At 65.4% G+C, this 24,156-nt stretch carries 21 protein-coding genes and 1 tRNA gene; 9 read left to right on the top strand and 13 right to left on the bottom strand.

The genetic code is table 11. The features are described 5' to 3' along the window. Positions 1-2: 2 nt before the first annotated feature. Positions 3-1,208, bottom strand: a complete 1,206-nt coding sequence (gene uxuA / locus I8N54_RS15545) for a mannonate dehydratase (RefSeq protein ID WP_140196132.1) — start codon at positions 1,206-1,208, stop codon at positions 3-5. 68 nt (positions 1,209-1,276) lie between these two features. Here uxuA and I8N54_RS15550 point away from each other — a divergent pair, with 68 nt between their 5' ends. Continuing rightward, complete coding sequence (locus I8N54_RS15550) at positions 1,277-2,323, top strand: L-idonate 5-dehydrogenase (RefSeq protein ID WP_140196134.1); 1,047 nt, start codon at positions 1,277-1,279, stop codon at positions 2,321-2,323. Here I8N54_RS15550 and I8N54_RS15555 read toward each other — a convergent pair. From I8N54_RS15555 to I8N54_RS15590, 8 genes are all read right to left on the bottom strand, one after another. Continuing rightward, a complete protein-coding gene (locus I8N54_RS15555; protein ID WP_140196136.1) occupies positions 2,320-4,422 on the bottom strand; it encodes a DEAD/DEAH box helicase in 2,103 nt (700 codons plus the stop codon). The two genes, I8N54_RS15550 and I8N54_RS15555, sit on opposite strands and share 4 nt — an antisense overlap. A gap of 138 nt (positions 4,423-4,560) precedes the next feature. Then, entirely contained in the window at positions 4,561-5,247 is a 687-nt protein-coding gene (locus I8N54_RS15560) for a DUF1523 family protein (RefSeq protein WP_140196138.1), read from the bottom strand. A gap of 15 nt (positions 5,248-5,262) precedes the next feature. After that, positions 5,263-5,526, bottom strand: coding sequence for a hypothetical protein (locus I8N54_RS15565; protein WP_140196140.1), 264 nt, complete (start codon positions 5,524-5,526; stop codon positions 5,263-5,265). 15 nt (positions 5,527-5,541) lie between these two features. Then, positions 5,542-6,897 carry a DUF6638 family protein gene (locus I8N54_RS15570; RefSeq protein WP_140196142.1) on the bottom strand — a complete coding sequence of 452 codons (1,356 nt, stop codon included), beginning with the start codon at positions 6,895-6,897 and terminating at the stop codon, positions 5,542-5,544. A gap of 1 nt (position 6,898) precedes the next feature. After that, positions 6,899-7,246, bottom strand: coding sequence for a hypothetical protein (locus I8N54_RS15575; protein WP_140196144.1), 348 nt, complete (start codon positions 7,244-7,246; stop codon positions 6,899-6,901). Further along, a complete protein-coding gene (locus tag I8N54_RS15580; protein WP_140196146.1) occupies positions 7,246-9,180 on the bottom strand; it encodes an AAA family ATPase in 1,935 nt (644 codons plus the stop codon). Before I8N54_RS15580 ends, I8N54_RS15575 begins: the two co-directional genes overlap by 1 nt. Positions 9,181-9,292: 112 nt before the next feature. Continuing rightward, positions 9,293-10,405: a hypothetical protein gene (locus I8N54_RS15585; RefSeq protein WP_140196147.1), complete on the bottom strand. Its 1,113-nt coding sequence runs from the start codon at positions 10,403-10,405 to the stop codon at positions 9,293-9,295. Positions 10,406-10,487: 82 nt separating this feature from the next. Then, positions 10,488-11,564 (bottom strand): coiled-coil domain-containing protein, encoded by a 1,077-nt coding sequence (locus I8N54_RS15590; protein ID WP_140196149.1) that lies wholly within the window; start codon positions 11,562-11,564, stop codon positions 10,488-10,490. Positions 11,565-11,717: 153 nt separating this feature from the next. On the opposite strand from I8N54_RS15590, the gene I8N54_RS15595 reads away from it, so the two are divergent. Beyond that, the gene (locus I8N54_RS15595; RefSeq protein WP_140196151.1) at positions 11,718-12,692 is read left to right on the top strand and encodes a P1 family peptidase; all 975 of its coding nucleotides are present in this window, start codon (positions 11,718-11,720) and stop codon (positions 12,690-12,692) included. A 44-nt stretch (positions 12,693-12,736) separates the two neighbouring features. Then, on the top strand, positions 12,737-14,215 hold the full coding sequence (locus tag I8N54_RS15600; protein WP_140196153.1) for an NAD-dependent succinate-semialdehyde dehydrogenase: 1,479 nt from the start codon (positions 12,737-12,739) through the stop codon (positions 14,213-14,215). A gap of 12 nt (positions 14,216-14,227) precedes the next feature. On the opposite strand, the gene I8N54_RS15605 is transcribed toward I8N54_RS15600, so the two are convergent. Continuing rightward, the gene (locus I8N54_RS15605) at positions 14,228-14,800 is read right to left on the bottom strand and encodes a hypothetical protein (protein ID WP_140196155.1); all 573 of its coding nucleotides are present in this window, start codon (positions 14,798-14,800) and stop codon (positions 14,228-14,230) included. A gap of 422 nt (positions 14,801-15,222) precedes the next feature. Here I8N54_RS15605 and I8N54_RS15610 point away from each other — a divergent pair, with 422 nt between their 5' ends. The 5 genes from I8N54_RS15610 to I8N54_RS15630 all read left to right on the top strand — a co-directional run bounded on the left by I8N54_RS15610 (position 15,223) and on the right by I8N54_RS15630 (position 21,142). Next, on the top strand, positions 15,223-17,367 hold the full coding sequence (locus I8N54_RS15610; protein WP_140196157.1) for an esterase-like activity of phytase family protein: 2,145 nt from the start codon (positions 15,223-15,225) through the stop codon (positions 17,365-17,367). A 193-nt stretch (positions 17,368-17,560) separates the two neighbouring features. Further along, positions 17,561-18,799 (top strand): mandelate racemase/muconate lactonizing enzyme family protein, encoded by a 1,239-nt coding sequence (locus tag I8N54_RS15615; protein WP_140196158.1) that lies wholly within the window; start codon positions 17,561-17,563, stop codon positions 18,797-18,799. 166 nt (positions 18,800-18,965) lie between these two features. After that, positions 18,966-19,445, top strand: a complete 480-nt coding sequence (locus tag I8N54_RS15620) for a GNAT family N-acetyltransferase (RefSeq protein ID WP_140196161.1) — start codon at positions 18,966-18,968, stop codon at positions 19,443-19,445. A 90-nt stretch (positions 19,446-19,535) separates the two neighbouring features. Next, complete coding sequence (locus tag I8N54_RS15625; protein WP_140196163.1) at positions 19,536-20,201, top strand: lysophospholipid acyltransferase family protein; 666 nt, start codon at positions 19,536-19,538, stop codon at positions 20,199-20,201. Further along, a complete protein-coding gene (locus I8N54_RS15630) occupies positions 20,198-21,142 on the top strand; it encodes a phosphatidate cytidylyltransferase (protein WP_140196165.1) in 945 nt (314 codons plus the stop codon). The genes I8N54_RS15625 and I8N54_RS15630 overlap by 4 nt, the downstream gene beginning before the upstream one ends. Before the next feature lie 41 nt (positions 21,143-21,183). Here I8N54_RS15630 and I8N54_RS15635 read toward each other — a convergent pair whose 3' ends face one another. Then, complete coding sequence (locus tag I8N54_RS15635) at positions 21,184-22,920, bottom strand: methyl-accepting chemotaxis protein (protein ID WP_231592696.1); 1,737 nt, start codon at positions 22,918-22,920, stop codon at positions 21,184-21,186. Positions 22,921-22,940: 20 nt separating this feature from the next. Beyond that, a complete protein-coding gene (locus I8N54_RS15640; RefSeq protein ID WP_140196167.1) occupies positions 22,941-23,510 on the bottom strand; it encodes a hypothetical protein in 570 nt (189 codons plus the stop codon). A 139-nt stretch (positions 23,511-23,649) separates the two neighbouring features. Between I8N54_RS15640 and I8N54_RS15645 the strand changes: the two genes are divergently transcribed. After that, positions 23,650-23,726 (top strand) — tRNA-Arg (locus tag I8N54_RS15645). Between the two features lie 73 nt (positions 23,727-23,799). Here I8N54_RS15645 and I8N54_RS15650 read toward each other — a convergent pair. Continuing rightward, on the bottom strand, positions 23,800-24,111 hold the full coding sequence (locus I8N54_RS15650; protein ID WP_140196169.1) for an ETC complex I subunit: 312 nt from the start codon (positions 24,109-24,111) through the stop codon (positions 23,800-23,802). Between the last annotated feature and the right edge of the window lie 45 nt (positions 24,112-24,156).

Raw genomic sequence — 24,156 nt, forward strand, 5'->3', positions numbered from 1 at the left:
GTTCAGCCCCGCTGGTACTCGAACGCGCGGTAGAGGCCGCGCAGTTCGGCCAGCCCTTTGAGACGTCCGACAGCGGGGTAACCCGGCTGCGTCTGGTGGCCGATATCGGTGAGGATGTCCTGCCCGTGGTCCGGACGGAACGGGATCGACCAGTCGGCGCGGCCCTCAGCCTTGCGGCGGGCCTCCTCCGCGACGACCGCGCGGACCATGCCGGCCATGTCGGTATGACCGGACAGATGTTCATCTTCATAGAAGGAGTTCATCACCGCCGTGCCCTCGATCGCGACATTGCGCAGGTGGAGGAAGTGAACCCGATCGGCGAGCTGTCGGAAGATCTCCACCGGATCATTGTCCGGCCGCGCGCCGAGCGACCCCGTGCAGAGCGTCGCCCCGTTCGACGGCAGGTCGACGGCATCCAGCACCTCGCGGTAGTTGGCCCCGGTCGACATGATGCGCGGCAAGCCAAGCAGCGGGAACGGCGGATCATCCGGGTGACAGCAGAGCCGCATCCCGAGGTCCCGCGCGAGCGGCGCGACCTCGGACAGGAAGTCGATCAGGTGTCCGCGAAGCTGGCCTTCGGAGATGTTGTCATATTCGGCGAGGTGGCCGCGCACGTCGTCGAGCGTGAAGTGCTCCGCCGTGCCGGGGAGGCCGAAGACAACGTTGCCCGAAAGCTGCTCTTTCTGCGCGTCGTCCATCTCGGCGAACCGGCCGGCGGCTGCCTCGACCACATCGTCCGGGAAGCTCTGCGCCGCGCCGGGGCGAGCGAGGATGTGGATATCGAAAGCTGCGAAGTCGATCAGGTCGAACCGCATGCAGCGCGCACCGGTCGGGCGTTCCCAGCCGAGGTCGGTGCGGGTCCAGTCGAGCACCGGCATGAAGTTGTAGCAGATCACCTCGATCCCGGCATGGGCGAGGTTGGTCATGGACTCCTTCCAGGCGGCGATGTCCGCCTTCCAGTCACCCTTCTGCTTCTTGATGTTCTCCGACACCGGCAGGGATTCGACGACCGTCCAGGACAGCGTCGACGGCGTGCCGTCGGCCCGCGTCGCGATCTCGGACTTGCGGCGCTCGATCTCTTCGGGCGACCAGGTCGCGCCCGTCGGCAGATGGTGCAAGGCGGATACGACTCCCTCGACCCCGGCCTGCATCATGTGATCGACGCTCACACGGTCTTTTGGCCCGAACCATCGCCAGGTCTGCTGCATCGGTTTCCGTCCTCCCTGCTTGTCCGGGAGAGGTAGCAGGGGGCGGCGATGTTGACTAGTTTCCAACCATGAGCATTCGCGTCGCGCGCCTGTACGCCCCCGGAGACCTTCGGATCGAAGCGGACCTCGCCCCTGAGGCGGGCCCCGGAGAGGTCGTCGTCGCGATCGGCGCGGGCGGGATTTGCGGGTCCGACCTGCACTATTTCCGCCACGGCGGCATCGGCGCGATCAGGGTGCGCGAGCCGATCATCCTCGGCCACGAGGCCGCCGGCACGGTCGAGGCGCTCGGCACGGGCGTGACCGGCCTCGCCATTGGGGACCGGGTCGCGCTGAACCCGTCGAACCCCTGTGGAGGCTGCGACTATTGCCTTGCGGGGGCCGAGCGGCATTGCCTAACGATGCGGTTCCGCGGCTCTGCGATGTACCTGCCACATGAGCAGGGTTTCTTCCGTGACCGGCTCGTCGTCGGGGCGGCGCAGTGTTTTCCGGTGTCAACGGAGGTTCCTATGGCCGAAGCCGCACTGGCGGAGCCGCTGGCCGTCTGCCGACATGCCATGCGACAGGCCGGAGACCTCGCCGGCCGGCGCGTGCTGGTGACGGGCGCGGGTCCGATCGGTGCGCTCTGCGCCGCGCTGGCCCGGCACTACGGCGCGGCGGAGGTTGTGGTGACCGACCTCGAGGATGCCGCGCTCGACGTTGCCGGAAAGGTCGGTGCGACGACGCTGGTCAATGTCGCGACCCGGCCGGACGGGCTGACGACCTATGAAGCCGACAAGGGGCGGTTCGACGTGACCTTCGAGTGCTCGGCCTCCGAAGCCGCGCTCAGGAGCGCCATCGCCTGCACGCGCCCGACGGGCACGATCGTGCAGGTCGGCCTGATGGGCGAGACCCCGATCCCGGTCAATCAACTGGTCGCGAAGGAGTTGCGGCTGGTCGGCACGCACCGCTTCGATGTCGAGTTCGGCGAGGCTGTCGATCTCATCAACACCCGCGCCCTGACGCTCGGCCCCGTGGTCACCCACAGCGTGCCGGTGTCGGACGCGGCCGAAGCGATGGCCCTGGCGGGAGACCGGAGCCGCGTCGTCAAGGTGCAGCTCGCGTTCGGCCTCTCCTAGCGGTCGCGGCGCTTCGGCGGCTGTTTTCCACCCGGCTTGCGGTTCGGACCGGCGGGCTTGCCCGGTTTGCCGGTCGCCTTGTGACGCGGCTTGCGCGGCTTGCCGTCGGCATCCGGCGATCCACCGAAGCTCTTCTTCGGACGTCCGGTGCCGTCGCCTTTCGGGGCGCCGTCTCGGGGCCCGTCGAAGCGCGGTTTGCGCGGTTTACCATCGCGATCAGGTGCTCCGCCGAAGACCCGCTTGGGACGCGCGGCGCCCTCGGCCTTCGGAGCATCGTCGCGCGGCGTGTCGGAACGCGGCTTGCGCGGTCGGTCGTCGTTGTCCTGCCTCGCCTTGAAGGTCTTCTTCTGGCGCGGCGCCGTATCCTCGGCGGGGGCTTCGTCGCGCGGAGCGTCCGGCCTGGGCTTGCGGGGCTTGTAGTCGTCTCGCCGCTGCGGACGGTCGGACGCGCCGTCATGGGGCTTGCCCTCCCGCCGGGGACGAGGCCCGGACGGGCGGTTGTCGGAGGGCTGCGGCCCGCGCGCGAAATCGGGCGCGGAGTCGAGCTTGCGCGCCGTCACGCCTTCTTCAAGCTGACCGTCACCGAGCGCGGCGGTGAAACGCTCGACGGAGGCTTCGGCGATCTCGACGAACGTCTCCCCCTGCTGAACCCGGATCGCGCCGATCGCGCTCTTGTCGATGCGCCCGGCGCGGCAGAGCAGCGGCAGCAGCCAACGAGCCTCGGCCCGCTCTTCACGACCGACAGACAGCGAGAACCACGAACTCGGACCGAAGGGCACCCGCTCTTTGGGAGGCGTACGCACGTCGGGATCGGACAGCTCTTCCGGGGCCGAATGGCGGGTCCGGTAGAGGCGCAGATAGGCGGCGGCGATGGCAGTCGGCGACTGCGCGGCGAGCAGACGCTCGGCGAAGGCTGCTTCCTCTTCCGTCGCCTCGTCGCTCCATGACGGGTCGGAGAGCAGACGCTCCTCGTCACGGCGCAGGATGTCGGCGGCGTCGGGGGCAGTCGTCCATTCGGCGGTGACCTTGGCGAACTTCAGCAGCCGTTCGGCGCGCTTCACCATCTTCGGCGGCACGATCAGCGCGGAGATGCCCTTGCGCCCTGCCCGGCCTGTCCTGCCGGAGCGGTGCAACAGGCCTTCGGCGTTGGTGGGCAGTTCGGCGTGGATCACCAGCTCGAGGTTCGGCAGGTCGATGCCACGCGCGGCGACGTCGGTGGCGACGCAGACCCGCGCCCGACCGTCGCGCATCGCCTGAAGCGCGTGCGTCCGTTCGGACTGGCTGAGCTCACCCGACAGGCAGACGACGGCGAAGCCCCGGTTGGCAAACCGGGCCGTGAGACGGTTCACGGTGGCGCGGGTGTTGGCGAAGACGATGGCGTTCTGCGCCTCGTGGAAGCGCAGGACGTTGATGATTGCGTTCTCGGCGTCGCGGTCCGCGACCTTCATCGCCTGGTAGGCGATATCGGCGTGCTGGCTCTTCTCGGACAGCGTGGTCACTCGAACGGCGTCGCGCTGGTAGCTCTTCGCCAGGGTGGCGATCGACGGCGGCACGGTGGCGGAGAACATCAGTGTGCGCCGATCCTCGGGTGCCTCGCCGAGCATGAACTCGAGGTCCTCGCGGAAGCCGAGGTCGAGCATCTCGTCCGCCTCGTCCAGAACCACGGCGCGCAGGCCGGTCATGTCAAGCGATCCGCGCTGGATGTGGTCGCGCAGGCGACCCGGCGTGCCGACGACGATATGCGCGCCCCGCTCCAGCGCCCGCCGTTCGTCGCGCATGTCCATGCCGCCGACGCAGGTCGCGACGCGTGCCCCGGTCTTCGCATAGAGCCAGCCAAGCTCGCGGCTGACCTGAAAGGCCAGCTCGCGCGTTGGGGCGATGATGAGGGCGAGCGGCGCTTCGGCCAGACCGAGCGTCTCCGCCTCCCCAAGCAGCGTCGACCCGATGGCGAGGCCGAAGCCCACGGTCTTGCCGGACCCGGTCTGTGCCGAAACGAGCAGATCGGCGCTCGCAAGCTCCGGATCGGTCACGGCCTCCTGCACGGGGGTCAGGGTGTCGTAACCACGCTCGGCGAGCGCATCGGAAAGGGTCTGTATCATCGGAGGGGCCGGTCTAATGTAGGGAAAGGACGCCGTCGGCGCGTCCCGGCCAACGTGTCGTCAGGCCGGAAGGCGCTTCACTAGCTCAATCGGAGCTTGCTGTATACGGCTCATTTCGACCTGCGACGGTCGGGCGCGTCAGCGCCGCTTGTCCTTCGACTTCCAAGTGTCGAGCCAGCGGCGCACCCTGCCCCGCCGTTCCGCAACGCGGGCCTGTGCCTGGTCGAAGCGGTCACCGGTCGCGTCGGCGAACGGGTCGAGTGTCCGTTCCCGGAACTGGTGCCACATGGCGCGGACGAAGAAGTAGCCGGCGATCAGGACGAGGAAGACCACGATGTTCACCCACGGGATCGGCCGGAAATCGGGACCCGGCGCGGCACGGATCGAGACCGCGTTCGGATAGACCGACAGGAACGGGATCCGCCAGCCGTAGTGGGTCAGGACGACCCACTCCGGGTTGGCCTGCGTGGAGCGCCGGTCCTCCGCCTCCGTCTGGAGATTGGAGGAATCGAACTTGAAGTACGGCGGGTAGATCCAGCCGGTGTCCTCGTTGCGGTAGACCATCGTCTGATCCCCCGTCCGGATCAGTCCGAACAGGTAGGTCCGTTTGCGCACGGTATTGATGAGGCGCAGGTCCCGGTTGCCGATGTCGCTCGCTCCGGCGTCGGCCTGCGCATAGAAAATCCGGTTCACGGCGGAGAAGTCGGTGCGGATGACCTCGGTGTTGACCACGCGGGCCACGTCCTGCCCCGGCAGCACGTAATAGAGGAACAGCACGGCGATCAGGGTGAGGATCATCCGGAAGACCCGGCGAACGTTGCGCATGTCTCAAGCGTCCCTTCAGTTGATCATGTACATGATCACGCCGACCGCAATGGTCGGCACGACATACACAAGCAGTATCAGTCTCTTGCGGAGCGAGCCGTGATACTCCGCCATCCCTGCCTCGATATAGGCGTCCCGTGCGGCGGCGTCACCCTGCGGATCGGCGTCCCAGCGGTCTTCGAGCTTCTCGCGCCGGACGGAGCGACTGTAGATCGACACGCAGAGATAGACGATCGTCATGATGATGAAGCCGAACACGATCAACCGGACGAACTGCATGGACCTTCTCCTCCTCTAGCGCCGCCGCACCGCGCCCCACGGGCCGACAAGGTCGATCATGTCGGCGGCCGGGGTCTTCGGCTCGTTCTGCGGCTCCTCCATCGGCGCCTCGTGCCCAAACAGTGCCGCCCGCGTTCCCGCCTTGTCCACCTGGTATTCGCGGTCGAGGAAGTCCGCGACATAGGCGCGCTTCTCGTCCGGCCAGGAGGAATAGGCGGCGTAGAACGCCTCCTTGTGACAGATGAACAGCTGCCGGATATCGAGCGGTGACAGCTGCGCCAGCAGCATGTTCACGAGATCGGCGTCCGGAACGTCCGCCGCGCGAAGCGTGTAGAAATAGGCGGGGTGCTCCGACGTGATGCGGGGCCAGGGGCCTCCGTCCTCGACCCAGCGGGCCAGCGCGGCGAGGCCCTGGTATTCCTCGGGCAGCTGATCGGCATAGCGGCGTCCGAGCGCCCGCAAGTCGCGCCGTGTCGCGCCCGAGAGGTTCTCGCCCATCCGGGCGGCGAGTTCGGCGACAACGAAGTCCATCTTCTGGTGCAGGATCGCACCGCCGTCGACGCCGCGCGCCTTCACGATCGGCTCGGCGAGGCCGTTCACCTCAAGGAAGATCGCGATCTCGGTCCGGTCGCGCAGGTCGAAGGTGCTCTCGATCGGCAGCGGACCCAGCGCGGCCTTGTCGCCGGCCGCGATGGCGGCCGGTTCATCGACGCCTCGAAAGATGTAGATCCCGCCGAAATGCGCGGTCCAGAAATTCTGCTGGTCGAAGCTCATCCGGCTGAGGTTCACCGGGTTGCGCACCACATCGCCGGTCTGCTTGGCGAGGCCGATCATCTGGGCGATCAGAACGTCGTCGTACCAGGCGTTGTCCTCGGCCTTGAAGCGGTCGATCAGCTTGCCGAGCTCGGCCGCCGTCGCGACCGTGCGGGCCGTGGTGTCCGCCTCTACCGTGATCCGGCGGATATCGAACAGCTTCGCCGGGCTCTCCACGCTGAAGACCGAGTTCACGAGTTCGCCTGCCACCGCATCTTTCGTCGTCAGTGCGAAGAGCTGCGGTTCGTTCTCGGTGATGAACTGCTTGAGGATGCCACGACTCGTCGAGAATTTCGCGTTCAGCAGCGGGGCCGTCTTCTGCTCCGTCGTCAGCAGGATGAACTGCCGGTTCACGCCGCGCTGGTTGAGGTAGAGCTCATCGCCAAGCTCCGCCCCGATTTCGGGGGAGAACCCCGAGATGTCGATGTGGAAATCGTCGAGCGTCGTCTGCTTGCCCGTCAGGTGCCGGAGCGCTCGGTTGTAACGCTCGACGAGGATCGGCGAGGTCACCCGGACGAGGTTGCCGAACATCAGTCCTTTTTCGATCAGGCGTTTCATATCACCACGTCTCCTCGACCCAGTGCTTCGGCAGACCCGCGACGCTGAGGATCATGATCGGCCCCCATAGCAGGGCGGAGGCGAGGCCGAGGCGGGCGAAATGTACCAGCCCCTCGCGAACGCCGAGGGAGAAGACCTCGGACAGGGACAGACCCTGCAGGATATAGAGCAGCAGGAAGAAGATCATGCCGAGCGCGACCATGATGCAGGTCGACGCGAACGCGAGCAGCAGGAGTGGTTTGACCCCCTCGGGAAAGACGATGGCCAGCAATCGTGGGACCACCCAGCCGATGGCTGCCAGCACGATCGCCGGGATCAGGATTCCGCCCGAGAGAAGGGACGTGTCCATCAGTCCTCCCGGCTTTCGAGGTAACGCCGCTTTGCCTCTTCTTGTCGGCCGTAGTCGCGCACCATCTGGTCGATCGCAGCTTCGTCCGACTTGTCGGCATAGCGGAATTCACTGTCAGCGTAGCGGTTTATTTCCTGTATCACCATCTCGGTCGTGATCGGCTGACGCAGCTCGGAGATCATGTCCCGCTTCGTCTCATAAGGTTTGAACAGGAAGAGCTCCGGGTTTTCCATCCACTCATCGGGCAGTTCGAAGTCCATGGCGCGGACCTTCACCGCATCCGTGATATTCTTGATCGCGCGACCCGTGAAACGCTCGTCCGCCTCCTGGATCGCCTTGAGGTAGGTGCCGAGCTTGGCGATCGTGTCGAGTTCGCCGAGCCGGTCATGGACCCGATCGAAGACCGCGATCAGCCCTTCCTCATGCGGTCGGGCGTGGCTTTCGAAGGACTTCGCGACCGCCGACTTGATCTCCTGGTTGGCATAGAGGTCGTGGTCGCCGAGCCCAATGTCGTGGTTCTTGCCCATCAGCAGGTGAAGGATGTCGATGTAATCCTCCCGCGTCTGCGGTCCGTCGACGAGGAAGCGCGCGCCGGCCCGCTGGCGCAGCGCATCGTCGACGTTCTCGGGGTAGTTCGAGAACATCCCGAACGTGCAGTTCCCGCGCACCACGGTGTTGGCCCCGGCGAAGCTCTCCATCAGGACGGCCGTGATCTCGAGCTGACCGGCGCTCGACTGGCGGTCGCCACGCTTGCCGGCGAGCTGGTCGATGTCGTCGATCGTGCCGAAGCCGATGGCCGAGGGGTCAACGATGTTGTTGATGAAGGCCTTCGCGTTCTGCCCCGACTTGCCCTGGTAGCTGTCGATGTTGTCCGTCGACAGGTTCTGGTAACGGAATGGGTAGCCCGCCACCTGGCAGTAATCGTTGACGAGCCCGGCCATCATCTGGATCAGGGTCGTCTTGCCGGTGCCCGGCTTGCCGTCGCCCATGAATGTGAAGATGAAACCGCCCAGCTCCGCGAACGGGTTCAGGCGCCGGTCGAAGTCGTAGGCCATCAGCATCTTGGCCAGCCGCATCGCCTGGTATTTCGCGATGTGGTTGCCGACGACTTCGTGCGGCTTCTTGAAGGTCATCGTCGGGGTCGAGCCCTTGGCCGCGCGCGCAGGGGCGAAGCCCTGCACGGTGAAGCCCTTTTCCTCAACCCGCCAGCTCGCGGAGGTAAAGGGCTCGAGCCGCCCGGTCGTGGTGGCCCGTACCGACGTCTTTTCCATCACCGCTTCGGCGAAGGCCATGAGGGTCGCCACGATCCGCCCATCCGTCGTGCCATGCGCAGCGAGATCGTGGTCGAGCTCCCATAGGAGGCCGTGGAGCGCGAGCTGGCCGTTCTCGGTCAGCAGTTCCTCGACCTCGCCGATCTCGACATTGTCCTCGCTCGCATGGTCGGCGAGGTGGAAGGCCGTCGCGGAAGCGAAAGTGAAGGCGGTGACAAGGGCCTCACCCGTGAGGAGTTCGCTGAAGTCGGACGACTTGCCGGCCGACAGCGTGCCGTCGAGATTGGCGCGCTTCAGATCGGCGAGCCCGGTGCGATCCGAGTATTGTTCGGCGATCGCTAGCGCGATGGCGAGGGACCGGCGCAGCACGTTGAGCACGGAGGCCTGCAGCGGCGAGATCAGCGCGTCTTCGTCCGCGCCTTCGATCCGCGCGATCAGCTGGACGCCCTCGGTGCGGGCGGTGCGGCGCGTGACGAGGCCGGGAGTCGTGGAGCGGAAGGCACGTCGCGTGCCGATGCCGGAGGAGCGCTCAGGTCGCGGGGCGTCGGTGCCACGGGCGATCCGGGGCGAGTGATCGAACCCTTCGAGCAGCGACAGGGCGGCCGGGTAATGCTTGCGGATGTCTTCTTCGCGAAGCTCCATCTGATCGGACGACAGGCTCATCGAAAATCCTCCCGGTAGAGAACGATAAATTCATGAAAAAGCAGGAAATTCGGACCGGCCGTCCTTAACGAATTTTCAGGAAAATTCGATATAGAATTTTCGACGAAAATTCTCATCGGTAGCTCAGAACTCGGCCGCCGGGGGTGACGACGAACTTGCGGACGTCGGCGAAGCCCGGCGGGGACAATTCGGACAGGGCCTGAAACGGCCTTTCGGGCAGGATGATCGCGCGTTCCGTTCGTGTCGCCCCGGTGTCGGGGCCACGTCCGGCAAATGGGTCCAGCGCGAAGACCTGCCGCTCGACGCGTCCGAACCAGCCTGACGACACCTGCTCTGCCCGTTCTGCCAGCAGGTCCTCCTCGGTCCAGACCAGCGCCCAGTCCTCGCCCTCCGGCGCGCGGGCTGCGGCCAGCACTTCCCGCAGCGGACCGGCCTGCCGGGTGTAGGCGTGCGAATACATCGGCCCGACGTGAAACCGCCGTAGCCGCTTGGGGTGCAGGTCGTCGAAATCCTCGTCGAAGCCCCGTGCGATGGTCAGCAGTTTCAGCCCGCCGACCGCCTGCGCCATGAGATGCTGCTGCACCTCGGGCCAACGCCGCTCATCCTTCGGCAGGCCGATCCGACCGGTGTCCTCGACCTCCATCAGGTAGATCTGCGGCAGGTTCACGACACTGTCGTAGACCGCCCAATGCACGAGAAAACGTCGCCTCGTCCCCTCGTTGCCCAGCCAGATCGCCTGCGGATCGTTGCGCGCCCAGAACAGCTTTCCCTTGACCAGTTCCTCGTAATAGAGCCGCTGGGACAGGGCGAATTGCAGCTTGGTCGGAATTTCCAGATCACCGACGATGCTGCGGATCATCGCGTCCTTCAGCTCATCTGGAGCGCGCATGCCGGCGAGGTGACGTTCCGCCTGCAGCGCATCATTGGCCATCGACATCAGCTCGGAAAACACCGGAAACCCGCTTTCGACGCGATCGAACGTCAGGTTGCCGGCGTGCGCCCAGCGCCCGGCGAAGTGGTACTTGTGAGCAAGCGCCCGGAACGTGATGTTGAGGCCAAGGAGGTAGCGCGCGATGACGTCGACTTCCGTCCGCTCCAGCCGCTTCTCCGCTTCCATGACCCCGGCGACCCGACCGAGATGGCCGGTGATCGCCTTGAACTTGTCGAAGTAGCGCCGGGTGACACGCGTATCTTCGAGCCTGAAGTGGTCCAGCTGGGAGTCCATCGCCATTGCCTAACGCGCCGCGCCGCCGGGCCGGGGACCGGACACGGCGGGGGCTTCGTAGGAGCGTTCGACCATGCCGGCGTCAGGCTCCGTACTGGTTGGAATCGTGCTTCTCCACGATCTTCTGGAAGCGCCGGATGAAGCGTTCGTCGGCGCGGGCTTTCTGCTCCAGTACATCGCGGGCAAAGACCATGTGATCCTCGTGCGCCTCCAGCATGTCGGCCATCCGGGAGTTGGTGGCTGAGCCGATCGCGGCCATCGCCGTCTGCGCCTCCTGGTCGGTCTTCACGCCGATCTCGTTGATCCGGTGCGCGACGTCCTGCTGCTGCGCGGTCTTCAGCGACTTGGTCAGCGCATCGTACAGCACGACACGCTGCTTGGTGTCGGTTTCAAGCTTGTTGATGAGAACCATCTGCGTCGCCGCCTGGTTCTGCAGCGAGTCGATCCAGGTCTTGCCCTTCTCGATGTAGCGCTCGAGCGTCTGGCTCTTGGCGAGCTTCACCTGCTCGTCGCGCACCATCTCGTTGTACCTGGCGTTCATCTCGGCGAGCTGGGTTTCGAGCTTCGTGCGTTCCCCGGCATCCTGTTCGACGGAGATCTTGTTTTCCAGTTCGATGATCTTCGGGTCCATCGCCTGGATCTCGACGCGAACGGCCTCGAGTTCGGCGACCGTCGCCTCGCGCTCCTCGAGCGTGGACTGAAGGTTGCCTTCGACCTTTGTCTTCTGCTCGTTCAGCACGGCGAGCTGGTTCTGCAGGAGCTTGGTGATGATGTCGGACTTGGAAATCAGGTCCTGCAACTTGTCGTCGACGGAGGCGGTGCGGATCCGCTCCTGCCGCATCGAGTCCGACTTCGCCCGGGAGAAGACGCCGACGAAGCTTTCCCAGCCCGTCTTGCCGCGCATCTCGTCGAAATCCTTGGAGAAGGCGGCGGTCACGTCGTCGAGCCCCATGATGAGCTCGGCAATGTTGGCGTTCATCATGTCGGTATGGGCGTGAACCTCCTCGAGCGTGGCATTCTCGATGTCCACCGCGATGTCGCCGCCCTGCTCCATCTTCTGACGCGCGGCCTCGATCCGGCTGGTCAGTTCCGCGATCTTGGTCTGAGCCTCGGCCACCTGGCCCTGGCTTTCCCGGATCTGAGTGTCGAAATCGGCCATCGTCGCTACCTCAAAATGAAACCTGTCCCGCGATATATGTGAAACCTAGCTCCAGTTGTCACTCAGGTGTAGCCGGTTTCGGGGGTCGGGTCTGGAAAACCCGTCCTTCCGGGGTGGCTCGACATTCCGGCGGCGCGAAAGGAACCTGATCTCATGCAAAGCGGTATGCGAAACCTCCTGACCGACGTGCCCGGCCTGCGGGTCGGCAACGCGGGGGATGTCCTCGCGAAGTCGGGCGTGACGGTCGTGACGGCGGACAAACCCTTCGTCGCCGGCGTGCAGGTCATGGGCGGGGCACCCGGCACGCGGGAGACGGACCTCCTCGCCCCGGACAAGAGTGTGTCGGACATCGATGCGATCGTGCTGTCGGGCGGGTCGGCCTTCGGCCTTGCCGCGGCGCAGGGCGTGCAGGACGCGCTGGCGGAGTCCGGGCGTGGCCTCGAAGTCGGGCCGGTGCGGGTGCCGATCGTGCCGGCTGCGATCATCTTCGACCTTCTGGCCGGGGGCAGCGGCGAACGGCCTGACTATCCGGCCCTCGGGCGAGCCGCGTTCGCCGAGGCGGGCGACCACTTCGCGCTCGGCTCCGCCGGCGCCGGTATCGGGGCCACGGTTGCCGGCCTGAAAGGGGGGCTGGGGTCGGCGTCGGTCCGCGTGGGCGACGCGACGGTCGCCGCGCTGGTCGTGGTCAACGCACTCGGAAGCCCGGTTGCAGGGGAATCTGGTCGGTTCTGGGCCGCGCCGTGGGAGCTCGACGGAGAATTCGGCGGCCTCGGCGTGGAGCCAGCACCGTCGCCCGACTGGCCCAACACCAAGCTCGGCCCGCTGGGCAACACCACCATCGCGGTGGTCGCCACCGACGCGCGGCTCGACAAGGCCGGCTGTACCCGTATGGCGACGGCGGCGCATGACGGCATGGCGCGCGCGCTCGTCCCGAGCCACACTCCAATGGACGGGGATCTCGTCTTCGCGCTGTCGACGGGTGCGGTCGAGGCGGATCCGCTCAGGCTCGGGCATGCCGCCGCGGTCTGCCTGTCGCGAGCGATCGCCCGGGGTGTCTATGAGGCAAGCGCAGCCGACGGCGATCCGCTCCCCACGTGGCGGGACCGCTTCGGGGCGTCTGGACGTTGACCCGGCACGGCATAAATGCCGCTTGAGACGAAAAGGAGATCGCGATGCTGGACGAGAAGACCGATATCAAGGGACTGCTGAAGACCCCGTCGCTGCTTTGCGAGAAGGCCTTCGTCGCGGGCGAATGGACGGACGCCGAAAGCGGCGCCACCTTCGACGTGGTGAACCCCGCGCGGGGTGACGTGATCGCCAAGGTGCCCGACCTCAGCCGCGCGGAAGTCGCCAAGGCCATCGATGCCGCCGACAAGGCGCGCCACCACTGGGCCGCGAAGACCGGCAAGGAGCGTGCCAACATCCTGCGCAAATGGTTCGACCTGATGATGCAGCATCAGGAAGACCTCGCGATCATCATGACCGCCGAACAGGGCAAGCCGCTAGCCGAGAGCCGGGGCGAAGTCGCCTACGGCGCGAGCTTTATCGAATGGTTCGGCGAAGAAGCCAAGCGCGTCTACGGAGAGACGATACCCGGCCACCAGTCGGACAAGCGCATCACGGTGATCCGTCAGCCGATCGGCGTCGCAGCCAGCATCACGCCGTGGAACTTCCCGATCGCGATGATTACCCGCAAGGCGGGACCGGCGCTTGCGGCGGGCTGCTCTTTCGTGGGGCGCCCCGCCTCGCAGACGCCGTTGTCGGCGCTCGCGATCGCCAAGCTCGCAGAAGAGGCCGGCGTGCCGAAAGGTGTTCTCAGCATCGTGACGTCCGAGGATGCGTCCGGCGTCGGCAAGGAATTCTGCGAGAACCCGCAGGTCCGGAAACTGACCTTCACCGGCTCGACGCAGGTCGGACGTATCCTGCTGAAGCAGGCTGCCGATCAGGTGATGAAGTGTTCGATGGAGCTGGGCGGCAATGCGCCGTTCATCGTGTTCGACGATGCCGACCTCGACGCGGCCGTCGAAGGCGCGATCCAGTGCAAGTTCCGTAACAACGGGCAGACCTGCGTCTGCGCGAACCGAATCTACGTCCAGTCCGGGGTCTATGACGCGTTCGCAGAAAAACTGAAGGTCGCGGTCGGAAAGCTGAAGGTAGGCGACGGCCTCCAGGATGGCACCGACCTCGGCCCACTGATCGAGCCCAAGGCCAGCGACAAGGTGAAGGAACACCTGAAGGACGCGCTCGACAAGGGGGCCACGTTGCTGCTCGGCGGAGACGAGAACCAACTCGGCGAACAGTTCCTGAACCCGACCATCGTGACTGGCGCCACGCCAGACATGAAGGTCTCGAAGGAGGAGACGTTCGGGCCCTTCGCTCCGCTCTTCAAGTTCGAGACCGAGGACGACGTCATCGCGATGGCCAACGACACGATCTTCGGCCTTGCGTCTTACTTCTACGCCAAGGACCTGAGCCGAGTGGTGAAGGTGCAGGAAGCGCTGGAGTACGGAATCGTCGGCGTGAACACCGGCATCATCTCGACCGAGGTCGCCCCGTTCGGTGGCGTGAAGCAATCCGGCCTTGGCCGCGAAGGCTCCCGTCACGGGATCGAGGATTACCTCGAGATGAAATACATCTGTACGTCGGTCTGACGAGCCTGCGGATCAGGCGGAGGCGGCCATCTTCGGCGCAAAGTCGACGTTGGCCGTCGTCCGGCGCGGACCGCCGATCTCTCCGCTGAGCCATTCGGCTTCCGCCATCAGCGACAGGTACGCCTGCCGCTGCGGGCGGGCGTCGATGCGGGCGGCAAGACCAGCCCGGACATCGCTGACACCGGCGGTGGCGTGGGTATCCGGCAGCAGCCGTGCGGCGCGGGACAGGTCGACGAACAGCGCCTTCAGACGTTCGAGCTCCGCGTCGCGATACTCGACGTCGTCTTCAAGCGCGTGCTCGCCGGGCCGAAGGTCGTAGGCCGTCACGAGGGCGGTGAAGGCGTTGTCGGCCTCGTCCGACGCAGCATTCGCCGACAAAGCCCGGGCGAGCATGATCTGCGCCTGCATCCGCCGGTCGACGAACAACATGGAAAGCGCTGGCCAGATCAGGTTCAGGATCGACTGCAGCATCAGCAGCCCGGCCGACAGCAATGCCACCATCATGAGTACATCCACCGCGACATCGCTCGTTGCGAGCGCCCAGATGCTTATGAGCGTCGTCAGCGCCAATGGAATTGCTGTCATCCTGTCCTCCGACCGTGTCGTCCCTTGGCGCACCGTCGGCCCGAAATCCGGCAGAGGTGAGGCCAGCTTGTGTTTTAGCGGGGCTTTTTGCCTGCGCTCCGCCCACGTTCCCTGCAAAGCGCTGAACTGGCTGAACAAACCGACCGAAATAAATTGACCATACGTCAACCAGCGCCCCGAAACGGTGGCGAACTTGTCCTCGAAACAGGCACATTTCCGACGCTGCCTTTGTGTTTCGTCACTGTGCCAGCCGTTTCTTCAACCACCGCCGGACTCGAGACGGTCGACGATACGTTGCGCGATCCGAACTCTTGCTTTCGACCCAGCCAAAGACTGGTCGATAAAACAGGGCGCCCTGTTACGTTGGCGTCATGAAAGCGCGTCATGGAACGTCCCGGATACTACCGGGAAGGACAGGGACCATGACGATCAAGACAATCCTGCTGGCCAGCTCCGCGCTGACGCTGCTCGCGGGCGCTGCCGCCGCACAGGAGATGAGCTTCAACCGAATCGCGAGCTTCGCGACGACCGGCAACTCGCCCGACGCGGAAGAGACCTCCGCCGAGATCATCGACGTCTCCGACGACGGCATGACACTGATCTACACCGACAGCCCCGCGGGCGTGGTCGGCATGATCGACATCACTGATCCGGCGAACCCGGTCGCGGGTGGCGAAGTCGAGATGGACGGCGGTGAGCCGACCTCCGTCGCCGTCGACGGGATGAGCGCCTTCATCGGCGTGAACACCTCCGAAAGCTACACCGATCCGTCGGGCTTCCTGTTCGAGCTCGACATGGAATCCGGCGAGGAAGTCGCCCGCTGTGACCTCGGCGGCCAGCCCGACTCCGTCGCGATCGCGAAGGACGCCTCCTTCGTGACCGTCGCGATCGAGAACGAGCGTGACGAGGACGCCGGCGACGGCCGGGTCGGCCAGATGCCCGCCGGCTTCGTCGTCATCGTGCCGCTGGCCGATGGCGCGCTGCAATGCGACGCGATCATCACCGCCGATGTGACCGGCCTCGCCGACATCGCCCCCGAGGATCCGGAGCCCGAGTTCGTGGACACGAACGAGGAAGGCGAAATCGTCGTGACGATGCAGGAGAACAACCACATCGTCGTTCTCTCCTCCGAAGGCGAAGTGCTGAACCACTTCTCCGCCGGGACCGTCAGCCTCGACGAGATCGACGCGACCGAAGACGACGCCCTGTCCTTTACCGAGAGCCTCGCCGACATTCCGCGCGAGCCGGATTCGGTGAAGTGGATCGGCGACACCCACTTCGCCACCGCGAACGAAGGCGACATGGATGGCGGCTCCCGCGGGTGGACGATCTTCAGCCAAGCCGGCGAGGTGATCTACGACAGCGGCAACAGCTTCGAGCATGCGCTGATCCAGATCGGCCACTATCCGGAGGGCCGGTCCGAGAACAAGGGCGTCGAGCCCGAGTCGGTGACCTTCGACACTTTCGGTGAAACCCCGATGGTCTTCGTCGGCTCCGAGCGCGGCTCCGCCGTCGGCGTCTACGACGTGACCGACCCGACCGCCCCCGAGCTGACGCAGATCCTGCCGTCGGGCATCGGCCCGGAAGGCTACGTGACGATTCCCGAGCGCAACCTGCTCGTCTCCGCCAACGAGACCGACCTCGGCCCCGACGGCGGCGCGCGGGCGCACGTGATGATCTTCGAATACGGCGAAGGCGCGCCGGCCTATCCGCAACTGACCTCGGAAGGCGCAGACGAGCTGATCGGCTGGGGCGCGATCTCCGGCATGGTCGCGGGTGAGGACGGCATCGTCTACGCGGTCAACGACAGCTTCTACCAGGGCTCGCCGACGATCTACACGATCGACACCACGCAGACGCCGGCCCGGATCACCGATGCGCTGCCGATCCGGTCCGGCGACCACGTGATGGACATGGAAGGCATCACGCTCGACGGCGAGGGTGGCTTCTGGGTCGCGACCGAGGGCAACCTCGAGAACGGCCGCTTCAACGCGCTCTACCACGTCTCCGCCGAGGGCGAGGTTCTGGAAGAGGTCAAGCTGCCGGCAGAACTGGAAGCGGTGCAGACCAACTCCGGCTTCGAAGGTGTGACCATGATCGACGGCGTCCTCTGGGCCGCGCAGCAGCGCCCGTGGTCGGACGATGCGGAGAACACGGTCAAGCTGCTCTCCTACGATCCGGCGTCCGGGGAATGGGGCGCGGTGGCCTACCCGCTCGAAGTGCCCGAGACCGGCTGGATTGGCCTGAGCGAGATCGTCGCCCATGGCGACTACGTCTACCTGATCGAGCGGGACAACCAGATCGGCGAGGCGGTCGCGGTGAAGCACATCACCCGCGTGCCGCTGGCCGAGATGCAGCCCGTCGCCATTGGCGAGGACTACCCCGTCGTTTCGAAAGAGATGGTCTACGACGTTGCACCGGACCTGCTCCAGCTGAACGGCTACGCACAGGACAAGGTCGAGGGCCTCGCCATATTCGAAGACGGCACGGCTTGGGTGTCGACCGATAACGACGGTGTCGACGATCACTCCGGTGAGACGCTGTTTTGGCAGGTCGGACCGTTCTGAATTTCATGACCGCTTTTGCATGACGCGTGGACGGGGGCTTCGGCCCCCGTTCTTTTTTTCCTCTCCCTCACCCAACCCTCTCCCCTCCGGGAGAGGGCTGCGCGGCGCACACCTTGTCCGAAGGTCGGCCTATGGACCCCTGCGCCGCTTCGTGATGGGGTCGCCTGCAGAGTCCGCAGGGAGGCCACCGGTCATGAAGCTCGCCGATCTGGAAATATTCGTCGTCGCGCCCCCGGCCCCCGGGTGGGGCGGACGCTACTGGATCGTGCCGAAACTCACGACGGACACCGGCGTCGTCGGCTATGGCGAATGCTACGCCGCCTCGGTCGGCCCGGAAGCGATGAAGGCCGTCATCGCCGACGTCTTCGCCCGGCACATGGCTGGCGAGGAGGTGGAGAATATCGAGCTGATGTTCCGCCGCGTCCTGTCCTCGGGCTTTACGCAGCGGCCCGACCTGACGGTCATGGGGGCGTGGTCCGGGCTCGAGATCGCCTGCTGGGACATCCTCGGCAAGGATCGCGACAAGCCGGTTCATGCCCTGATCGGCGGCCGCCTGAACGAGCGGGTGCGCTGCTATTCCTACCTCTACCCCGGGGAGGATCACCCCCTTCCCGCTTTCTGGAATTCGCCCGAAATGGCGGGCGAGGCGGCGATCGCGCTGGTGGAACAGGGCTACACGGCGGTGAAGTTCGACCCTGCCGGACCTTATACCATTCGCGGCGGGCACATGCCGGCACTGTCCGACATCTCGCGCTCCATGGCGTTTTGCGAGGCGGTGCGCGACGCGGTCGGGGACAAGGCGGACATCCTGTTCGGAACTCACGGCCAGTTCTCCGTGCCCGGCGCGATCCGGATGGGCCGCGCGATCGAGGCCTATGATCCGCTCTGGTACGAGGAACCGGTCCCGCCTGGCGATCCCCGCGCGATGGCCGAAGTCGCCCGCGCCGTGGGCGTGCCTGTCGCCACCGGCGAACGGCTGGCGACCGCGCAGGAGTTCGCGGACGTGCTCAAGGCCGGCGCTGCACGCATCCTGCAGCCCGCGCTCGGCCGCGCCGGCGGCATCTGGGAGGGGCGCAAGATCGCGGTCCTTGCAGAGCATTTCGGCGCGCAGGTCGCACCCCATCTCTATGCCGGTCCGGTGGAGTGGGCGGCGAACCTCCAGCTGTGCGCGGCGATCCCGAACCTGCTGATGGCCGAGACGATCGAGACCGACTTCCACTCCGCCCTCGTCGGCGGCGCGATCCGGGTCGAAGGCAGCTATGTCGAAGTCAGCAACGCCCCGGGCCTCGGCATAGAGTTCGACGAGGAGCTGGCCCGCGCTCATCCTTACGAGGACGAGGGACTGCACCTGCAGATGCAGGAGGCCCCGATGAGCTACCACGAAGAGAACGTCTTCGAAGGCGGCGCCCCGCCCAAGCCTGTTGACCGGTAGGTCGGGCGGGTCTATGCCATCGCTCATGACCCGTCATGCGATCTCTACCGTCTATTTTACCGGCTCCGAATAGGGCCGGCGGACACGTGTGACAGAACGAAGCCGCCGCAGGGCGGCTTTTTCATGACCAGGATCCCGCTCTGTGGCCTCAGTCCGGGAGCGGACCATGAAAGACCTGATACCACCGCCCATATCGACCGACGCGACCGTGCGGCGGTTCGAATATGCCGATCTTCCGGTGCTCGACCGGATGGTACGCCAGATCGCTGACCATCATGGCGATGTCGCACGCCACACGCCGACCACGCTGTTGCGCGACGTGACGGGATCGGCGCCGCTCGCCAAGGTGCTGATGTCCGTGGTCGACGACAAGCCGCGAGGTTTCGCGGCGACGATGCCGGCGCTGCAACTTCACAACGGCATACGCGGCGTCGAGATTCACCTGCTCTGGGTTGATGACGGCTGGCGCAACCGGGGCCTCGGCCGGCAGTTGATCGAAACCGTCACGACACGTGCCCGCATCGACGGCGCGCACTACGTCCGGGTGAGCGCGCACCGGGGCAATCGTCGTGCGCAGGCCTACTACGAGTCGCTCGGCTTCGAGCGGACCGGCGAGAGCGGCACCAACTACATGAAGCGCCTTTAGACGGTCTCGCGGGAACCGGCGGGTGGTCGCGGTCTTCTTTCCTATGTAACGTGACGTTTCGCCGCGTCCGTTTCTCGGAAAGGAGACAGGATGATCCGCCGCCTCGCGGCCCGCGCCGTCGGGTACGCCATTGTCTTCTTCGCCCAGTTCGTGACGGCCGTCCGAGCCGAATGGCGGGGGATCGAGCCGGTCCGGCGTCAGCGCGTCTATTTCGCCAACCACGTGAGCAACGCCGACATGCCGATGATCTGGTCGGTGCTGCCCCCTGCCCTTCGGCGCGACACGCGCCCGGTGGCGGCGGCGGACTACTGGCTGAAGTCGCGGTTGCGGGCGTTCGTCGGGCCGGAGGTGTTTCGCTGCGTCCTCGTCGACCGCCGGCCCGAACACAGGACATCAGACCCGATGGAGGCCATGATCGCCGCCCTCGACGAGGGCTCGTCGCTGATCATCTTCCCCGAAGGCAATCGCAACATGACGTCGGATCCGCTGCTGCCGTTCAAGGCTGGGCTGTTCAACATCGGGCGGCAGCGGCCCGAGGTCGACCTCGTCCCGACATGGATCGCCAATCTCAACGAGATCATGCCGAAGGGCGAAGTCATCCCCCTGCCTCTGATCTGCACGGTGACCTTCGGTGCGCCGATCCACGTCGGCGAAGCTGAAGACAAGGATGCCTTCCTCGAACGGGCCGCCGCTGCGCTGGTCGACCTCGCCCCCGAGCGCAGTTTGCGCAAGGGCGAGACGGACGTCGCCGCATGAGCGCCACGGTCAACGACATCCTGCTCCTCTCGCTCGGCGTCGTCGCGCTGCTCGCCACGCTGACATTCGTGGGTGAGGTGCTGCGGACGCGGGTGCCCGACGGTGCCACCAACCCGGTGGTCGAGACGTTCGTCACGCGGGTCCATTCCTGGTGGGGGATGGTGATCCTGCTGTCGCTCGCCCTCATCATCGGGCGGACCGGAGTCGTTCTCCTGTTTGCCTTCTGCTCCTTTGCGGCGCTGCGGGAGTTCCTGACCTATACGCGCAAACGGCAGGCGGACCACCTGTCGCTCGCCTTCGCCTTCTTTGTCGTCCTGCCGCTTCAGTACCTGTTCGTCGGGATCGGGCACGAGGGGCTCTTCGGCACATTCATCCCGGTCTACGCCTTCCTGCTGCTGCCGGTCATTTCTGCCCTTCGCGGGGATTCTCAGATGTTCCTTGTCCGTGTGGCCGAGACCCAGTGGGGCCTGATGACCGCGGTCTTCTGCGCCAGCCATGTCCCGGCGCTGATGACGTTGGATATTCCGGGTTACAATCACCGGCTCGCGCTGCTGATCGTATTCTTCGTCATGGTCGTCCAACTTGGCGATCTGCTGGAGTACTTCTTCGGTCGCCGGATCGGCCGCACGCGGATCGCCCCCGGATTGTCGCCGAAAACCTGGGAGGGCGTCGCCTGCGGGCTGGCGTTCGCCGCGCTGATCGGCGGACTTCTGGCCTGGATCACCCCCTTCTCTCCGCTCGCGGCGATGTTCATGGCCGCAGTCTCATTCGCGGCGGGAACGGCCGGCAACCTCGTGTTCACGGCGATCAAGCAGGACAGGGGCGTCAAGGATTGGTCGCACCTGATTCCCGGTCAGGGCGGCTTCATGGAGCAACTCGACAGCGTCATCTTCGCAGCGCCAGTGTTCTTCCATATCACCGGTGCGATCTGGGGGGTGTGATTGGTCTTTTGCACGTCCTGCCCTCTGTCCCGCGCACAAGATCACGCAGCCTTGGGTGGGGGCACGTGCTTCTCACCGGAGAGATCGACCCGGAACTGCGCGACCAGCTCGGTGAGCGATCTGGCATCGGATGACAGAGCATGGGCAGCGGCGGTGCTTTCCTCGACCATCGCGGCGTTCTTCTGGGTGACCTGATCCAGGTTCGTCAGACCGGTGTTGATCTCGCCGAGGCCTGTCGCCTGTTCTACGGTTCCGCGCGTGATTTCGGTTACCAAATCCGAGATGTGGCTGACCCGCTCTACGATGGATTCGAGCGCCTCGCCGGCTTTGCCGACCAGCGTTACCCCATCTTCGACCTGCTGTGACGAGCCGGAGATAAGCGACTTGATTTCCTTGGCGGCTTCGCTGGACCGCTGGGCCAGGGCACGCACCTCCGAGGCGACGACTGCGAAGCCCTTGCCCGCATTTCCGGCGCGGGCAGCCTCTACGCCCGCGTTCAGGGCGAGGAGATTGGTCTGGAACGCGATGTCGTCGATCACACCGATGATCTTCGAAATCTGTTCGGAGCTCTTTTCGATTTCGGTCATCGCGGAGACGGCTGATTGGACCACCTCACCGCTCTGTTCCGCATGACTGCGGGCGGAAATGACGATCGTCTCGACTTCGCGGGCACCTTGTGCCGCAGAGTTGACGGACGTGGTCAGTTGATCGAGCGCCGCCGCAGTCTGCTCCAACGTGGCCGCCTGCGTCTCGGTTCGGCGGGACAGGTCGTCCGACGACCGGCTGATTTCCTCCGCGCCGTCGCGGATGCTCCCAGCGCCGCGACCGACGTCCGCAACGACCTCGCCCATCCGCTCCAGCGCGGCGTTGAAGTCCTGGCGGAGGGACTCGTAATTGCCGGGGAAGGGCTCTGAGAGACGGTGCGTCAGGTCGCCCTCGGCCAAGGCGCGCAAAGCCCCGCGGAGCGTGGCAACGACCTCTTCCTGGCGCTTCTGATCCTGCTCCTGCATTTGCCGGCTTTCGCGGCCCTCGATCAGCCGATGACGGAGTGTTTCGAGGCTTCGAGCAATGCCGCCGATCTCATCCTTCAAGGCAGTAAGCGGCACTTCGGAGGCGTAGTCTCCCTCGGCCACCGACCCTGTGCGGGCGGCAAGCTGCACCAATGGTTTGGACACGACGAGCCGCAGCAGAACCCCATTCAGCGCAAGGAGCACAACGAAAACCCCAAAGGCGATTCCGTAGTTCAGTATCCGGCCTTTCGTGATCTCGCTGAGCATCGCCTCAGGCGACCATACCGCCGCGATCGTCCCGACGAGGCCCCCCTCAGCGCCGAAGGTCGCCGGAACGACGATCATGAGGCCGCCGCTTGACCCGTGGACCAGACCGTCCTGCCCGGTCTCGAGCAGGAGATCCGCGAGAGCCCCCTGCCGTTCGGGCGACAGGCGTCCGTTCTCACCCAGAGCCTCGCCTCGGGAATTGAAAGCCGCCACGTAGGTCAGGTGCTCCCCGAAACGCTCGGCATAGAGGTCCAGCTGTTCGACCACCTGTTCCTGCCGGCCGAATTGTATGGCGCCCGCCGACGCATCGGCGAGCGCGCGCGCGGTCTCGACCGCGAGGGACCGAAGTCCACGCTCCGCGACCTCGCTCGCCTGCCGCGCGCCGAGTATCGAGACGATCAGGACGACGACGAATGTCGTTGCCGTCGTCAGGGCAACACACTTCATGAAGATCGACCGAAAAGGTGCGGACAGGCTCTTCGGCAGGCGAACGGGCGACATGGCAGGCTCTCCCCGCTGGGTTACATCAGCGCTTCTGCGTTCAGCCCGATGGTGATCGCACCGATCGGACTTCCATCTTCAGGATCGACGATGGTGGCCGAGACCTGTCCTTGGAAGATCTGACTGGACTCGTCGAACTCGATCTCGCCGAAGTGAACGGCCAGCGGGCCGACGCCGTAGGTCATGGCATGCTTGTCCTCGTCCCCCTGCCAATAATCGGAGGTCACGTGCGAGGCAGCCACGTTGAGGCCGGACGCATCCATCAGGATGATCTCCGTGATGGTGCCGCCGGAATCGTTCATACGCTCCCGCAGGAAGTCGGAGGTCGAGTTGTTCACGACGGACCGGATTGTCGGCTGTGCGTTGGAGTTCACCTCCGCCCGCCAGCGTTCATCCATCTCTAGGATCTCTTCCGAATCGTAGGTTCCGGTCGTTCGGTTCTGGGCAAGTACAGCGCCCACGATCTCTTCCGACTGGAACCAAGGACGCAGTTCGGTGAGAAGATAGGCCTCCATCGAGGAATCGTACTGACCGGCGATACCGGGGGTCGTAGCCGCGACCAGCGCGGCAGTCAGGCTGAAGCGAAGCATCTGGCAATCCTTTCGATTATGCTTCGCCATCGCCTAAAGCGAAAAAGCTTATGGACCGTTAAGCGTCGAATTGTAGCGATCGGGCCGGCACCGAAGCTGCTGGCCTGAGGCAACGTGCTTTGCTATCCGGTTGCCCAGCGGTCCCTTAGCTCAACTGGATAGAGCAGCTGACTTCTAATCAGCAGGTTCGGGGTTCGAGTCCTCGAGGGATCGCCATAGATAGACCTGCGCACGTCGTCAGCCCAACGACTTGAGCCGAACGCAGAAATCGACAAACGCAGGTCGCGCGTCAGTGCGTCCAGGCACCACGGCGGTTGGTTGCGAAATTCTCGCCATAGCCGCCGGCACGGATGTTTGCGGCGCGGCTGCGAGGTTCGCGGACCTCGGCGTCGATGCCGTGCTCCTTGGCGTAGTCCAGCGCGTCTTCCTTGGTCGCAAAGGTCAGGCGCACCTGCGATTGCGTGTCGGAGGAGGACGTCCAGCCCATGAGCGGATCGACCTCGCGCGAGGTGGCGGGGGCGAAGTCCAGCACCCATTTCCGCGACTTGGCGGTTCCCGACTGCATGGCGTTCCGGGCGGGACGGTAGATTCGTGCGCGCATCTCGATCCTCTTGGTTGCGACCTGACCTATACTTCCAACAGCCGA

Source organism: Pelagovum pacificum (genome assembly GCF_016134045.1).
GTDB classification, from domain to species: Bacteria; Pseudomonadota; Alphaproteobacteria; order Rhodobacterales; family Rhodobacteraceae; genus Oceanicola; species Oceanicola pacificus_A.